At 42.8% G+C, this 16,168-nt stretch carries 10 protein-coding genes and 1 pseudogene; 7 read left to right on the top strand and 4 right to left on the bottom strand.

Features of this window, described 5'->3' with window-relative positions:
- Positions 1-186 precede the first annotated feature (186 nt).
- On the top strand, positions 187-4,482 hold the full coding sequence (locus G399_RS0107600; protein WP_006008817.1) for a DEAD/DEAH box helicase: 4,296 nt from the start codon (positions 187-189) through the stop codon (positions 4,480-4,482).
- A gap of 78 nt (positions 4,483-4,560) precedes the next feature.
- Here G399_RS0107600 and G399_RS0107595 read toward each other — a convergent pair whose 3' ends face one another.
- The gene (locus G399_RS0107595; protein WP_006008815.1) at positions 4,561-5,517 is read right to left on the bottom strand and encodes an alpha/beta fold hydrolase; all 957 of its coding nucleotides are present in this window, start codon (positions 5,515-5,517) and stop codon (positions 4,561-4,563) included.
- A gap of 344 nt (positions 5,518-5,861) precedes the next feature.
- On the opposite strand from G399_RS0107595, the gene G399_RS0107590 reads away from it, so the two are divergent.
- From G399_RS0107590 to G399_RS0107580, 3 genes are all read left to right on the top strand, one after another.
- Entirely contained in the window at positions 5,862-6,737 is an 876-nt protein-coding gene (locus G399_RS0107590) for a hypothetical protein (protein WP_148277341.1), read from the top strand.
- A gap of 196 nt (positions 6,738-6,933) precedes the next feature.
- Positions 6,934-8,751: a glycoside hydrolase family 3 protein gene (locus G399_RS0107585; RefSeq protein WP_006008811.1), complete on the top strand. Its 1,818-nt coding sequence runs from the start codon at positions 6,934-6,936 to the stop codon at positions 8,749-8,751.
- A gap of 24 nt (positions 8,752-8,775) precedes the next feature.
- The gene (locus G399_RS0107580; protein ID WP_006008808.1) at positions 8,776-9,492 is read left to right on the top strand and encodes a phytanoyl-CoA dioxygenase family protein; all 717 of its coding nucleotides are present in this window, start codon (positions 8,776-8,778) and stop codon (positions 9,490-9,492) included.
- Between the two features lie 137 nt (positions 9,493-9,629).
- Here G399_RS0107580 and G399_RS0107575 read toward each other — a convergent pair whose 3' ends face one another.
- The 3 genes and pseudogenes from G399_RS0107575 to G399_RS20370 all read right to left on the bottom strand — a co-directional run bounded on the left by G399_RS0107575 (position 9,630) and on the right by G399_RS20370 (position 12,458).
- Positions 9,630-10,406 (bottom strand): GNAT family N-acetyltransferase, encoded by a 777-nt coding sequence (locus G399_RS0107575; protein ID WP_006008806.1) that lies wholly within the window; start codon positions 10,404-10,406, stop codon positions 9,630-9,632.
- A gap of 400 nt (positions 10,407-10,806) precedes the next feature.
- A pseudogene (locus tag G399_RS22505) lies at positions 10,807-10,944 on the bottom strand (SDR family NAD(P)-dependent oxidoreductase); the annotation flags it as partial.
- Positions 10,945-11,369: 425 nt separating this feature from the next.
- A complete protein-coding gene (locus tag G399_RS20370) occupies positions 11,370-12,458 on the bottom strand; it encodes an aconitase family protein (protein ID WP_226988908.1) in 1,089 nt (362 codons plus the stop codon).
- A 152-nt stretch (positions 12,459-12,610) separates the two neighbouring features.
- Here G399_RS20370 and G399_RS0107560 point away from each other — a divergent pair, with 152 nt between their 5' ends.
- The 3 genes from G399_RS0107560 to G399_RS21235 all read left to right on the top strand — a co-directional run bounded on the left by G399_RS0107560 (position 12,611) and on the right by G399_RS21235 (position 15,955).
- Positions 12,611-13,186, top strand: coding sequence for a MarR family winged helix-turn-helix transcriptional regulator (locus G399_RS0107560; protein WP_006008796.1), 576 nt, complete (start codon positions 12,611-12,613; stop codon positions 13,184-13,186).
- A 322-nt stretch (positions 13,187-13,508) separates the two neighbouring features.
- Positions 13,509-15,350 carry a phosphogluconate dehydratase gene (edd, locus tag G399_RS0107555; protein WP_006008794.1) on the top strand — a complete coding sequence of 614 codons (1,842 nt, stop codon included), beginning with the start codon at positions 13,509-13,511 and terminating at the stop codon, positions 15,348-15,350.
- A complete protein-coding gene (locus G399_RS21235) occupies positions 15,350-15,955 on the top strand; it encodes a TlpA family protein disulfide reductase (RefSeq protein WP_006008792.1) in 606 nt (201 codons plus the stop codon). The genes edd and G399_RS21235 overlap by 1 nt, the downstream gene beginning before the upstream one ends.
- The last annotated feature ends 213 nt before the right edge of the window (positions 15,956-16,168 follow it).

Here is a 16,168-nt window from a genome sequence, read left to right as displayed (position 1 = left end):
TTAATAAAATTTAGCGCTGATGAAACCTTAACATAGACCATTGCCTGCTATCAGCAAACCTAGAAAAGCATAATGCTGATGTACTTACACTATTTTTAAACACATTAAGGAATGATTGTTTACGTGCAGTATTTTTGTTAATTTCGGTGCATTAGAATATAAAGAAACATTAAGAATCGCACTAACATGAATCCTGTTGCTTTAATCCAGCCACAAATCCACCAGCAGATAGCACTTTTATATCAGGTTTTTTTAAGGCTTAGTGAATCCGAAAAAAATACATTAATGATTTTGGCTGTAGTGTACAAGCCTATCGGCATTGCCAAGTTAGGACAAATAATAGATATATTAGACAGTAGAGGTTTTGTACTAAAAACAAAAGAAGAATACCGGTTAAATGCACAGCAAAGAAACCACCTGATTGAGTGCTCGCTGTTGATCTCAAGCAAGGATGGCTTGCAAATCAATAGATTACTAGCCCATCGTTTAACCATTGAAATTGACAAATTACGCACTGCATATGAGTGCACAGCGCATGAAAAATTGCTCGAAATAATAATGGCCGCGGAGCAAGTTTCACCTGTATTTACTAGTCATCATTTGCGCATAAAAGAAGTCGATAGATGCAGAGTTATTCGAGACCTTTTTTATATGCATCAAATAGATCAGGTTGAAGGTGCATTAGCATTTAATAAAAACCCACAAATCATTGACCATATTCAAAATAGTATATTAGTTGAGATTCTTTTTTTACCATTTAATTTAGATACCTTTTTAAAATTACCTAATATGTTGCAGTATCAAGCTTTTGCAACACTTATCAGAACGTTTCAAATACACGGACAAAGCTGTGCATACCCTATCAGCATATTAGAGGAAGTTTGCGCAGCCCATCCCCAAAGTGCAAGCTCTTCATTTAACATTCACTGTCATCATTTACTTGCCGAACAATATCTATATCAAATGCGCTTTGACGACTTTGAGCGCATACAAGCTTCAACAGACAACAGTAGTTATGGATTGCAATTACTAGGTACTTATTACTTTTTGACAGGGGATAACCAGCAGGCTATTACCTGTTTTGAAAAAGCGTTGCTGGCTAAAAACAAACTCACCAAACGAAAAAAGCAGTATTTAAACGAAGTGTTAGGCTATTTTTATAAATTGGCATTGATGGTCCACGCTAATCAGCAGGATGTTAGTTACTTTTCAACTGCACTACAACAAGTCGAATTTGAAGAAAGTGACCGTAAAGTTAACAGCGATTTTTACGTTATCGGGCGCGGTGTTGTGAAACCTATTGCAAGCTTATCGACAGGCGAAAAATATAATATCAATATAAAATATAATTGTGCTGATGAAGAAATTGACTTTTTTTGCCACCAGCTAGGTTATTTTAATTATTTGCTGTCACAGATTTGGTGTAACCAAAGTAAAGACATGGCACTTAATGAATTAGCAGTAAAATATCAGACCCGTTTTAATCAACTTGCTTACCCCTTATTTGCCAATCTATGTGAGCAAATGGCAGCCCGTTTCAGCAATAAACAAGCCATCAGTAAATCAAAACTGATCGATATTACCGCTCTTATTGAAACCAAATCACAATGGGATTTAGCCCTCGATAAATTAATTGCGCTTAACCCGAATACAGAAAAAGCGCTAACAGCCCATACTGAAACAGTAACTAAGCCAGTCCGATTGATTTGGGAACTTGTGCAGGATTATGGCAACAGCTTGATGGCCCGCGAGCAAAAATTGAATAAAGCAGGCTGGAGCAAAGGACGTGTCATATCGCTAAAACGCTTAAAAGAAGAAACCGAACTATTTGGCTACTTCAGTGATAGCGATAAAAAAATTTGCCGTGCCATTGCGGCTCATCAAAGTTGGGGTTATTACTCCAAACTTGAATATTCATTGCAGGGGTTATCGGCACTCGATGCGGCTGTTGGAATAGATAATTTATACAAGTCTGACGACTTAACGCAAACAATTGAGCTTACTAAGCGTGAACCAGAACTGCTAGTTAGCCAGCAGGGCGACCAACTTTGTTTAAGTATTGCCGATTTATCGGAAGATATAGATGATCACCAAGAACACGAATATGACCAAGCACAGCAGGTTTACAACCTAAAGTCTATTTCAGATACCCACTATCAGCTCACGGTATTTTCACCTGAGCACCTTAAGGTTGCTAAAATAATTGGTGAAGGTGGTTTGCTGATTCCCATCAGTGCAAAACAAAAGGTACTCGTTGGCATATCAGCTGTCGCTCCTTTTTTGAATATACAGTCAGATATTTCAGAACTTGATACCGGCTTAGAAACGCATCAGTGCGATCCGAATTTAGTGGTTAATATTCAGCCAACGCAAAACGGGCTAGCATTTACTTGTGTAGTGATGCCATTTGGTCAGAACGGGCCCGCATTTAAGCCTGGGGCTGGCAATGCGAGCTTAACAACCGATATAAACGGTAAGCGTATTGCTACGCAGCGCGACTTGATGCGCGAGGAAGCATTACTGGACCAACTCGACCAAGCATGTCCCGCCTTTTTGAATATGCCCGATAATGTTTTACTATTAGACGATTTACAAACTGCACTTGGCGCTCTCCAGCAGTTGGAAGAGGCCATTACGCGAGCAAGCTTTGACGTCGTGCTGCGCTGGCCGAAAGGCAAAAAAGTGAGCTTAACTAAGAAACTAGACAGCCAGCATCTGCAGTTATCTGTTAGTAAAAAAAGTGAATGGTTTGATATTACAGGCGACTTGCACGTAAGCAATGAGCAGGTAATTGAACTGCGAAAACTACTAGAACTGGTTAAAAATAGTAACGGACGCTTTATTCAACTTGGCGCGGATCAAATACTCGCTTTGTCTGACGATTTACGCCATAAACTCGATCAAATCAATCAACTTACCGACGACGGTAAATTTCACCCACTCGCCAGCTTGCAAATAGAAGAAGCCACTGCTGGCATGCGCATGAAAACGATTCATGCTTGGGATCAGCAAACTCGAAAAATGCGTCAAGCAAATACCATTGAACCGAAAATTCCTTCAACCTTTCAAGCTCAATTGCGCGACTACCAATTAGAGGGGTTCGACTGGGCATCACGTTTAGCGCACTGGGGGGCAGGCGCCTGTTTAGCCGACGATATGGGCTTGGGTAAAACTTTACAAGCGCTTGCGGTTTTATTATCTCGGGCTGGCCAAGGGCCGAGTTTAGTTATTGCACCGACATCAGTCTGCTTTAACTGGCACCAAGAAGCCATCAAATTTACCCCCACACTGAACATAAAATTATTTGCAGACTCAACTAATACTGAGCAAAGAATGGGTTTATTAAACGATTTAAACCCATTCGACTGCGTAATCATCAGTTATGGATTATTACAACGCGAAACTAACATACTCAAAACAGTACAATGGCACACCATCGTGGCCGACGAAGCCCAAGCGCTAAAAAACCCATTAACCAAACGCACTAAAGCCGCTATGGCATTAAAAGGCGAGTTTAAGATGATTACCACCGGCACGCCGATTGAAAACGACCTAACCGAACTGTGGAGCTTGTTTCGCTTTATTAACCCGGGTTTACTCGGCAACCTAAAACGCTTTGGTGAACGCTTCTCAAGCCCTATTGAAAACGCAAAAGAAGACAAATTGGCCGCGCGCAAAGCTAGCCAAGGGCTAAAAACCTTGATTCAACCCTTCATTTTACGCCGAATGAAAAACCAAGTATTAACTGAATTGCCGCCGCGTACAGAGATTAATATTCAAGTAGAAATGAGCCCCAAAGAGCGCGATTTTTATGAAGCATTGCGACTCAACGCGATAGACAACATTAGCCAAAGTGGGCAGCAAGCCAACCCCGGAGAACAGCGTATTCGAATGCTCGCCGAGTTAGTGAAACTGCGTCAAGCTTGCTGCAACCCTAAATTAGTCATGGCCGAAACCGACATACCCAGCGCCAAATTAGCAGCGCTTAGTGAATTATTAGATGAACTCAAGGTCAACAATCACAAAGCACTTATTTTTAGTCAGTTCGTTGGGCACTTACAATTGATAAAAAAACACATTGAGGCTAAAGGATTTAGCTACCAATACTTAGATGGTTCAACCCCACAAAAAGACAGACAAAAACGCGTTAATGCATTTCAAAGTGGTGAAGGAGATATATTTTTAATTAGCCTAAAAGCAGGCGGGTCAGGCTTAAACTTAACCGCCGCTGACTACGTTATACACATGGACCCTTGGTGGAACCCTGCGGTGGAGGAGCAAGCTTCTGACCGGGCCCACCGTATAGGGCAAAAACGACCCGTTACCATTTACAGATTAATAGCCAAAAATACGATTGAAGAGAAAATTGTCGCCTTGCACAAACATAAACGAGACTTAGCAGACAAGCTTTTGTCGGGGAACGAGGCAGTTACTAAGCTATCGGTAGATGATATGTTGAATTTACTCAAACAGACGTTTTAAGCTTGAGCAACTAATTGTGTCGCTTGTGCTATGACGCCTTGGTCTGGTTTATCATCCTGTCGGTACCTGTAACATAGGTCAATACTTAATATCTTCCAAAAAACGTTTTACCGCCAATACGGTTGATTGAGGATCTTCTTCATGAGGTACATGGCCTAACTCATCAAAGACAATCAATTGGCTGTCTGCTATGTCTTGATTGAATCTTTTCCCCCACTTTGGCGGGATCAATCGGTCCATCCCTCCCCATATGATCAGCGTTGGTACATTAATCGTTGTAATCTTATCAACTAAAAGCCCGGGGAACGATTGTTTAAAACGCGCTTGCAACGCATCACGGTTGCCCTCTCGAAGAGATAGATCGTAGTATCGATCAACTAATTCATCGCTTACCAAATCTGGATTTCCATAAACATTCTTAACACTTTGCGCGACCAGTGATTTAGGTAGAACGTTTTTTAACAACACACTGGTTATCGGATTTTGTGACAATCTAAAGGCAAGTGGAATCGATTCAGGCTTAAAGGGATATCCACTGGCATCGACTAAGACCAATGAAGATACTCTTTCAGAATGCAGAACCGCCGTTGCCCAAGCAACATAACCACCTAAAGAATTACCAGCTAACACACATTTTTTAACGTTTAATTGGTCTAGTACAGCGACAACCACATCAGCATAATGCTCAATTTTGTAATTATTTTTTGGATCTGGCCCGGTTAAACCAAATCCAGGTAAATCAAAACGAATAACTCGGCGATCCTCTTTTAATGCCTCAACCCAACCATCCCAAGTATGCAATGACGCACTTGTGCCATGTATTAAAACAATAGGGTCTTGATCATTTTTGGGGCCTTCGTCTCTTAAGTGAATGTTCATACCCGCAATATTTACAAATTGCGAAGGCTCTTGAGCCCATCGTTGGCTGAGTTCTTCTACAGACTTGTCGGGGGCACTGTTAATATAAATATACGCGGCAAGGCAAGCTGCTAGTATTAAAAACAGATACAGACAATACTTTAAAAATCTAGACACTTTGTGAACCCTTATTTTTTATTATTTTTTCAATATAATTGAAACCCGTTACGGTATTAATTGAGCTAAACTAAACGCTAGAACAAAAATGCATATGAGTCTATCTTTATCTTAGCAGCCTACTTATATTAACCTTGAATAGCAGCTTGTGTTGATTGAAAACTCACCATATATTGTTGATTGAAAACTCACCATATATTGTTGATTGTAAAATCCGAAGGTGCCACGTAAACTGGGTAAAGGCAGCGTAAATGGGTCATTACAAAATTGTCATATAGGTATTATTCATGAAGGATACGGAGAGTGATTAATTTGTTTAATTTGAGTTTTGATAAAAGATGGGCTTGATAAAGCTTTTCCCATTACTTTTGTTTGTTTTCATAAGTAATGCATCCGCCTCGACCATAAATGCAGAAAATAAACCGACTATTTACTTTGATTATCTTCCCTTTGTTAAAACCTACGAAACTCAACAAGCTAAAAACGCAGTGTCAGCGACCACCCTTTTGTTCATGCAAAATATTACGCGTCACGCTGCTCTTAAGTTTCTCCCTACTATCCGACTCTTAGCTGAATTAGATATCGACACAGAACAATCGAAGTGTGCCTTGTTCAAACTTAAGACAGCCGAACGTTTAGATAACTATTATTTTTCATTACCGATCAGTTTTTTGTCGACAAATCGACTTTATTTGCGACCAGGAATGCAAGCTCTTTCTGTTGACCTGCTAAATGAAGACGGTGAGATAAAAAATATAACCTCATTGTTCAATGACAATCAAAACACCATATTGCTTTGGCAAGACATCAGTTATGGTGAGTTAGTTGATGCTGCCTTAAGGAAGATACCGAGCAAAAATAAGATCATTATTAAGGGACTAACGTCACACGGAAGCTCAGCGAAAATGATTGAACGAGGCAGAACCAACTATGCTATTTTATTTCCATCTGAAGTTGCCGAATTCGAAAGCGAAATGCAACCCTTTGATTTATTATCGTATAGAATTGATGGCACTGAGCCCATATCTACTGGGCATTTAATGTGTAACAAGACTGACGCAAGTAAAGCTTGGTTAGACAAGTTCAACGCTGTACTGGTTGAATTATATGAGTCACCTGAGTTTATAAAAGCAAATACCTTTAAAATTAGTTCTCAAGAAAAAATATTAGTACTAAATGCGATTAATCAACTCAAATTCGATATATTGACGAGCGACTAGGTAAGCAATTCGCTGATTTTATGCTTTGCGTACTCGAATTGACCGCTTTTATTGACCGCTTTTATTGACCGCTTTTATTGACCGCTTTTATTGACCGCTTTTATTGACAGCTTCTATTGACAGCTTCTATTGACAGCTTCTATTAACTGCTTTTATTGAGTCGTTTTATTGAATAAAAATTAACACTGGAAAATGCATGAGAACAGCACTAATACTAACCTTGCTATTAATGATAGCTGGCTGCACTAATCTACGCTCAAATAAAACTGAATCTGAGGTAGATGTCATCTGTGAATGGGGTACTCAAAAATTTGATTTGTGTCAGTTCAAGTCTTATGACGATATGATTGAAGCGTTAATAGCCGAAATGACCTTGGATGAAAAAATTGGTCAGATGACCCAATCAGTCTGGCATAACAATGTCTCCCCTGAGGTTATCCGTGCTAAAAATATCGGTTCTATCATTCATACACAAGGTCCTACTCCGGGTCCTAACGCTATAGACTGGGTGAATAAATTTGATGAATTTCAATCCAGTGCATTGCAAACCCGTTTAGGTATTCCTTTGCTAATTGCGGTGGATGCCGTGCACGGACAAAATACCTTTGAAGGAGCTGTGATATTCCCACACAATATCGGTATGGCCGCCACTAGGAACCTTGGACTGATTAAACAGGCTGCGCAAATTACCGCTTCAGAAGTTGCTGGCACCGGTTTTAATTGGACATTTTCACCTTGTATTGCGATGCCACAACATGAGCATTGGGGAAGGGTATATGAAGGTTTTACAGAAGATAGAGATCTTACCACAGCAGCCGTTATTGCTTCAGTTCGCGGACATCAAGGCAGTAATTTAGCAAACCGAAATACCATTGCCGCAACAGCAAAACACTTCATTGGTGACGGTGCAACCGAGGGTGGTGTTGAAGGTGGCAATGCAGTCATGACCGACGAGTTAATGCGAGAACGCTATTTGCCTCCTTATGCTGCCGCAGTGGATCAGGGGGTTGCTGCGATCATGGTTGGATTTAATTCATATAACGGCCTGAATATGCATCAACATACGCATTTGGTTACCGATGTGTTGAAAAATGAGTTAGGCTTTCAGGGAGTGGTGCTTACTGACTGGAATGGAGGATTGCGTTTTGGTGAGCCTCACAAGGTTATCAATGCCGGTATTGATATGGCTATGCAACCGGGCAATCATGAAGAGTTCATGAGCAAATTAAAACTTTCTATTATCGACCAAACCGTACCTATGAGTCGAATTGATGATGCAGTGCAGCGAATTTTAGCGATGAAATTTAGTTTAGGGCTTTTCTCTGAGCCCTTTGCAAAAAGAGAATTGAGTCTCAGTGTTGGCTCAAAAGCACACCGAGCAGTGGCCCGTCAGGCCGTAAGAGAATCGTTGGTATTGCTCAAAAATGACAATCAAGCATTACCATTAGATGCCTCCGAACCCATCGCGGTTGTCGGTACTCACGCCAACAATAGTGGTTTGCAAAGCGGTGGTTGGTCTATTAACTGGCAAGGGCAAACACACAGTTATGCGGGAGCCACCACGATCCTTGAGGGTATAAATTCCGTCAGCTCAAATGTTGAATACGCCGAAAAAGGATGTTATGCGGGCATGCAAGCTCAAAAAGCAGTTGTTGTTGTAGGTGAAAATCCATATGCCGAAGGCGTTGGTGACAGCGATGAATTATGGTTAAGTGATGAGCACAAGGCACTTATAACAGGGTGTAAAAATCTCAATAAGAAAGTAATCGTGATATTGATTTCTGGTCGAGTTTTGGTGATTAACCAGGACTTAAACAATAGTGATGCGTTTATTGCAGCTTGGTTACCTGGTTCTGAAGGCGGCGGTATAGCGGATTTCCTATTTGCCATAGATGGATTCAAGCCAACTGGAAAATCACCTTATTCATGGCCAGTTGAGTTTGCTGATATTCCTATTGCACCCTACGCCGAGCATGCTTTATTTAAGTTTGGCTATGGACTGCAGGATTATTGAACCTTTGACTAAAGAGAAAAATAAATGACTACAACTCCAAATAATCTTGACTATGATGCATTGGCGAACTTGTTCTGGGAACAAGGGTTCATTGTTATTGAAGGCTTTTTTGACGCCAAGTTAATGTCTGAAACACAATCTTCTATTATGTCTCATTTTGGTGATTCGCCTGCCTACGAGCACGACCAGCGTTTTATTGATTTATCAAAAACCGAGGTGATCCCATGGTTTCCGCAAAATCAAGGTCATGAACTTTTTGATAAGCTTGAAAATGACATGCGCTTAAAAAAATTAACCAGCCAGATTTTGGGCGAAGCCTGGAAAAATCAATATTGCATGGTGATGTTTTCCAAAGAAGGAAGTAAAGGGCAAGCTTGGCACCAAGACTGTCCGCCAGAAAACAGCACACAGTTTAATCTCAACCGTTTGGTTTACTCGATGGATGTAGACCATGAATTGGGAGGGCAAGTATACATTCGTCCCGGTTCTCATCGCCTAGGCGCATTAACGCAAGGACCATTGTTTGAAGATTTCGATGACCAAATTGTGTTGTCACCAAAACAAGGCACTTTAGTGCTACTGCATGGTCATTGTTGGCACCGTATAGGTGAACTTAAAGGCAAATATAGAGTGTCTACAAACTATCGAGCTGCACCGCGTCAGGCGGCTGACAGCATTACTGATATTTGTGTTTATCGGAATATGAGATATCAGTTTTCAACGGCCAAAATCGTGGGTTAAAAACAGGCTGTTGAGCTATACAAAGACTGAGTGCATGTCTGAAAGAAAGGAAAGTGCACATTGCCTTGATTCTGCTATGTCGGCAAAGATCACAGTTCACAATAGGCATTATTTTACTATTATCTTAATAGCGCGGTTTAAGGAAACTGAGTTGAAGACCCTAAAATGAAGACATAAGGCTCGGCAACAACTTCAAATCCTAGCTTTTGATATAAAGGAAAACCAACCTCTGTGGCAGCAAGGGTAAAACGTTTAACGCCTTTAGCTTGATAGTATTTCATTGCATTTTCAATGACGGCACGTCCGCCACCACGGCGTTGACCGTTAGGTGGCGTTGCCATAGCATAAATACCCACACGTTCACCATCAACATCACTAACAAATGAGCCACAGCCCAAGGGCTGATTATCTTCTGTTTTAGCCATCCAAAGGTCTACAGCAGGATCATCATAAGTTTTTAAAGGAATGGCTTGTTTGACGCTATCTTCAGGAAAACTAAAAGCCTTCTCAGCCAGACTGTTACCCAGAGTAACCTCACTGCTATCACACAGTTCGGCCTTTATTTCATTACTGGTTATTACAGGCGATGAGGTCATAATTTTCTCCATAAATGGAGCTTGTCCAGCCGCCGCCAGTCCTTTTTCAGCAGCCCATTTAAGGGCATTTACTGCATCCGCAGCTACAAAAAGAACAGCATCAATATTTCGTTTTTCTGCTTCTTTTAATAATTCATCAAACTTACTATTACTCGCAGAAGCAGTAATCCCGATCATGTTGAGGTCGGCAACTTTCTGCACACCAGAAAAAGCAATCCATGCACCGCTATGCATCACACAATGAGCGTTTGGACCGTTTTGACAAAATAAGATAACGTCTTTACCAAGTTCAATCAGAGTTTCTGTCGCCTTAGTCATATCAAGCTTTCCTTTATCGTTAGCATTCAAAAGTTATTTTACAAACTTACAATTATTATGGTCTTGAGAATCAATCAAATAAATTACAGTATTCTTGATCTATTGATAATAATGTACTTCGATTAAGGCTATTTATCAATATTAAGCAAGTCTGACTTGTAGCAGCAGAATTGCGCGCTATAGAAGAAGGTAATGCTGATACTGTTGATGCGACTGAAGCTGACACTGGCTAGTATTCGAGTTGCCAGTTGCTACTCTAATGTCAGCAGATCCGACAACTCGGACGCAAGCATCAACCAATACCCGATGTTTTCTTTAGCCCACATTGCAAAGCATTAAATATCTAAGGCACTTAAAGGACTCGGTTGCTTGCCATCTATATCGTTCCCGAGAGGCATGCTGCTGATTTACCTTCTTTTATTGTTCTTCCTGTGATGTAGACTGTTGCGCCAGCTTCACCCAAGCTAAGGGCAATCCCTTTTCCCACACCACGACTTGCTCCCGTGACAAGCGCAACTTTGCCTAGTAGAGGTTTCATTTTATTTGACCGAACGTCTCAAGGCGCGAAGAACACGGTTACACTAATTTTTGACAACAAAAAATGCCCTACACTGCAAGTATTACGGTCACTGTTTAGTTCAAAACTAACTTAACACCAAGATCTACTGCTTTTTCTCCAACAGATAGTCCTCTCAGCCTTTCAGACTCTTTTATATCTAAACAAGTGTTATAAGCTTCAATTGCAGCAACGCCAGAATTTTTCAACTTTATCGGCTACATCGCGACAGTAATTACTGTCTTTGGCTAACTGACTGTTGCTTGCACACCCAGTTACAAATAATAGTACAGATAATATTGCGATGATTTTAATCAAAAGTTGACCTAGTTAGCAGCGTTTAAGTGTCGCCAACCATGGCCAAGTTCCGTATTGCCTATTGCCCTGAGAGGCGCTCTTTCATCCAGCTAATTAATCCCCCGCGAAGCAAGAACTTTACTTGCCGCGGTGACATGTCGTGACGCACCTGAAACGTGTGCTGCTGGGTGACGTTTCAATGTTTCAAGCTGCGCTCGGGACGTGGGGTTAATATCGAACGAAACTCTGTCATTCACTTGCCGACCCTGCACCATCATGGCGGGAACCGCTAAGTCACGATAGCCGGGATTGGCCGACGAGCCAATGTATGTTTGGTAGATCCGTTCACCCGCCACTTCGCTGACGGGACGCACGTTGCCTGGGCTGGACGGCATAGCGATCAGCGGTACTAGGCTGGCCAGATCGATCTCTTCGTATACGTCGTAGGTCGCGCCCTTATCGGCAATCAATTCGATCCAATCCTCTTCGCGCTGCCAGGCACGCAGGAAACGACGCACCTCCTGATCGGAAGGGAAAACCGTACTGGTCGCGCCAAGCTCGGCACCCATGTTGGCGATCACGTGCCGATCCATTGCACTTAATGTGTCTAGCCCTGGTCCATAATATTCGATGATCCGGCCAAGTGCCCCTTCCACGCCGTGGCGGCGTAACATCTCTAGGATCACATCTTTGGCGCTCACCCAGTCTGGCAGGCTGCCGGTGAGCTTCACGCCCCAGACCAAAGGCATACGTGTAAAGAACGGTTCGCCCGCCATTGCCAGCGCCACTTCTAGCCCGCCAGCGCCGATAGAAAGCATGCCAATGGCACCTGCCGCCGGGGTGTGACTGTCAGAGCCAAGAAGCGTCTTGCCTGGCTTACCAAAATTTTCCTGATGGCAAGGATGACTCACTCCGTTTCCAGGCCGCGAGTACCAGACGCCGAACCTCTGGCAGGCGCTACGCAGAAAAAGGTGGTCGTCAGGGTTCTTGAAGTCCTCTTGAATGATGTTGTGATCAACATACTGGACGCTCACTTCAGTCTTCACTCGGTCCAGACCCATCGCCTCCAGCTCCAGCATAACTAGCGTGCCAGTAGCATCCTGCGTCAGAGTCTGGTCAATGCGGATACCAATTTCCTCGTTTGGCTTCATATCTCCATGCATCAGATGCGACTGGATCAGTTTCTGTGTGACGTTCATGTTCATGCTCCCAAGTTCGATAAGGTTGCGATACCCACTCCATGTCGAGACGTATAATATTTAACACGGTCTAACAAGTATCGGTTCAAAACTATATTATTGTCAACATGGTTTTTAAACGCTATCATCTTAAGATATTATAGGGGTTGAAAATGAATAGTCGCACTATTGCGGAACTGGTCTTTCACTTGGGCCGTATGGCCTCTGGCGACAGGCTGGTTGAGAAGCTAACGACAGCTCAGTGGGCAGTGCTCAGATACTTCGCGCTCGCCAACCGATTCTCACGGACACCATCCGCTTTCGCGGCATTCCATGCTACAACTCGAGGTACAGCTTCACAGACAATCAAAAGCCTTGAAAAAAAAGGCTATCTGACGCGCATACGCTCTGATAGCGACAGACGCAGTATCCAGCTGGTTCTGACCGAAAAAGCCAGGGATATTCTTGCGAATGATCCCTTTGAATCTCTTGTTCGTGCTGCCGACTCCCTACCACAAAATATGCAAGGCCACTTCGCCAATGCCTTGCAGCGCATGCTAGGTGATGTGGCAGGCGAGCGAGGCAAACTGACTTTCGGCTCCTGCACCTCGTGCCAACACCTAGAAGGTGATGGCTGCAATCGAGATGAACAGACGACTTATGCCTGCGGGTTCGCCAGCGAGCCGCTATTACTAGAAGAACTCGACGAGATCTGCTTCAACTTCGTCCTAGGCAAGCCCTTGCAGTGAAGACTCTATCACCGGAGTCACACCACAATAAAACTGAGCAACAGCCACGTAAATAACGACTTATCAAAATCTATTTTTAGGCTTATCTTATTAACATCGAACGCCATAACGTTAAATTATATTAATAGAGTAGTCACATAAAACATCTCGAGTTGTAAGGATCGGAAGCGATTCATTGCACGCCGCTGAGTAAGATTATTAGTTCTATTATTATTCTTTAACTTACCCGGTTACTAAAAAGTAACAGAATTAGAAAAGTCCGTAAAATTCGACGTGTATTTATACTCCGTCTGATTTGATATGCGCACATTAAGGATTTAATTTGAACACTATTATACAAGAAGTGACGGATCGAATTATTGATCGCAGTAAAGTATCTAGGGCAGCCTATTTAGCCAAAATTGAACGAGCGCGCAAGCAAGGTCCTCTGCGAGGCGAGCTTTCTTGCGGCAACCTTGCACATGGTTTTGCAGCGTGTGGTAAAGAAGATAAAGCTGATCTGCGCAGCATGGTCAAAGCTAACATCGCCATTGTATCGTCATATAACGATATGCTTAGTGCCCACCAGCCTTATGAAGACTACCCACAAAAGCTGAAGAAAGCGATCTCTGAAGTGGGCAGTGTAGCGCAATTTGCTGGTGGTGTTCCCGCCATGTGCGATGGGGTAACTCAGGGTAATCCCGGCATGGAATTAAGTTTAATGAGCAGAGATAACATAGCAATGGGTGCTGCCATTGGCTTGTCGCATAATATGTTTGACGGCGCATTAATGCTGGGTATTTGCGACAAAATTGTACCGGGCTTGTTATTAGCGGGCTTGAGTTTTGGTCATTTACCGACTATTTTTGTGCCAGCGGGTCCAATGCCATCTGGCTTACCAAATAAAGAAAAAGCGCGTATCCGCCAGGAGTTTGCTCAAGGTAAAGTGGGCCGCGAAGAACTGCTAGATGCTGAATCACAGTCGTACCACTCTGCAGGTACATGTACTTTTTATGGCACAGCGAACAGTAATCAGCTTGTAGTTGAAGTAATGGGGCTGCACCTACCGGGGGCATCTTTTGTGAATCCAGGAACTGAATTAAGAGAGGAATTAACCAACGCCGCCGCAAGACAAATCACCCGAATAACCGATTTAGGCGACAATTATATGCCTATTGGTCATGTAGTAGATGCCAAGACGATGGTTAACGGTCTTATTGGTTTATTAGCCACGGGTGGATCAACAAATCACACTATGCATTTAGTGGCCGTTGCGCGCGCAGCTGGCTTCATTGTAAATTGGGACGATTTTGCTGACTTATCGAGTGCAACACCTTTAATTACCCGCATATATCCGAACGGTTCAGCAGATATCAATCACTTCACTGCCGCAGGTGGTATGTCGTTATTGTTTAAGCAACTACTCGATAAAGGCTTGTTACATAATGACGTTAACACAATATGTGGCTTTGGCCTCGAGCGATATACGCAAGAGCCGCGCATAATAGATGGTGAGCTTAAATGGGTTGAAGGTGTTACCGAGTCGTTTGACACAGAGGTAGTGGCCGATATTAATAAGCCGTTTCAACCGACTGGTGGTTTGGCTGTGCTCTCGGGTAACTTAGGTCGTGCAATAATGAAGACATCGGCGCTAAGTACACCCTATTGTAAAATGAAAGCACCTGCGGTGGTGTTTGAAGACCAATATTCTTTCGATGCTGCGTTTCAATCTGGCGAGCTCAGTAAAGATTGTATTGTGGTTGTCCGCTTCCAAGGGCCTGCTGCACTGGGAATGCCTGAGTTACATCGATTAACGCCCCCCTTGGGTATTCTGCAAGACGAGGGTTTTAAAGTGGCTTTGGTGACCGATGGCAGAATGTCGGGTGCGTCTGGTAGGGTACCAGCGGCTATTCACCTAACACCAGAAGCTTTTAAAGGCGGTGTTATTGGCAAAATACAGAATGGCGACATGGTGGAAATTGATACTGTTAGCGGTGAGCTCACGCTGCATGTTAGTGAGGCTGAATTAGCCAACCGTATACAAGCTAAAATAGACTTAACGCTAAGTCATCAAGGCATGGGGCGAGAGCTTTTTGCTGGTATGCGCTCCACTTTGACCGGAGCCGAACAGGGAGCTTGTTCTTTGTTTGTTGAACAGGATCGTCTTGATTCTGGAACACTTTGATGTCTATTGACCTTGGCTTTTTTGCTTTATCTGTATCGCCAGTATTGCTCTTAATTAGTGTTTTTATTGGCTTACTAGTATCGCTTATAGCCATAATAAAAAATAAGGGGCGCGTGTTTAAGGCCACACTTTCTGGCGGGTTAACCGCAGTAGGCGTGTACGGAGTGTTTAGCTTAGTTATTGCTTTAGCCCGCTCGCATACTGGACTGCCAGATAGCAACTTTATGCAACTGGATGGTAAAGAGGTAAAAATAACCGACATTAGTCAGCAGCAGCCAACCGTCGTTAATCTCTGGGCTAGTTCATGCTCGCCTTGCCTGCAGTTAATGCCAGTGCTAGAGCAGGCGGAGCTGCGCTATAGTGACGTGACGTTTATTTCACTAAATCAACGTGAATCGAGCGAAGTCGTGCAGGCGTTTTTGCAGCGAGAAGGATTCAAATTTGAGCACGTGCTATTAGATAGTAAAGGAGAAATAGCGACTAACAAGGGTCTCTTTAGTTTGCCGGTCACACTGTTCTTTAATACTAACGGAGAATTAGTACACAGCCATGCAGGAGACATGTCCACAACCAGCTTACAACAAAATATTGAACAGTATTTTTAGTTGAGTTTATATCGCTTAACAGCGTTGAAAATACACGCACGTGTTTCAATAATGAACACTATTGGATAGCCTTTAAAAGCAGTAGGACCGGTACCGTGTATATTATTTAAGCTAAACAGTTGCCAAAAAACCCTTCATCTAAAAAAGAAACGTCCTAGTAATCGTTGGCTGTTTGATGAAACGTATATAGAGGTGAAAGGTGAGTGCAAATAA

The organism is Brumicola pallidula DSM 14239 = ACAM 615, from assembly GCF_000428905.1.
Taxonomy (GTDB): domain Bacteria; phylum Pseudomonadota; class Gammaproteobacteria; order Enterobacterales; family Alteromonadaceae; genus Glaciecola; species Glaciecola pallidula.
Note: the sequence above shows the minus strand (reverse complement) of the source record. Positions and strands in the feature narration are given on the sequence as shown.

Coding starts and splice junctions, on each gene's coding strand:
- G399_RS0107585 (WP_006008811.1), top strand. CDS start 6,934: ATGAGAACAGCACTAATACTAACCTTGCTATTAATGATAGCTGGCTGC.
- G399_RS0107600 (WP_006008817.1), top strand. CDS start 187: ATGAATCCTGTTGCTTTAATCCAGCCACAAATCCACCAGCAGATAGCA.
- G399_RS0107575 (WP_006008806.1), bottom strand. CDS start 10,406: ATGACTAAGGCGACAGAAACTCTGATTGAACTTGGTAAAGACGTTATC.
- G399_RS0107580 (WP_006008808.1), top strand. CDS start 8,776: ATGACTACAACTCCAAATAATCTTGACTATGATGCATTGGCGAACTTG.
- G399_RS20370 (WP_226988908.1), bottom strand. CDS start 12,458: ATGAACGTCACACAGAAACTGATCCAGTCGCATCTGATGCATGGAGAT.
- G399_RS21235 (WP_006008792.1), top strand. CDS start 15,350: ATGTCTATTGACCTTGGCTTTTTTGCTTTATCTGTATCGCCAGTATTG.
- G399_RS0107560 (WP_006008796.1), top strand. CDS start 12,611: ATGAATAGTCGCACTATTGCGGAACTGGTCTTTCACTTGGGCCGTATG.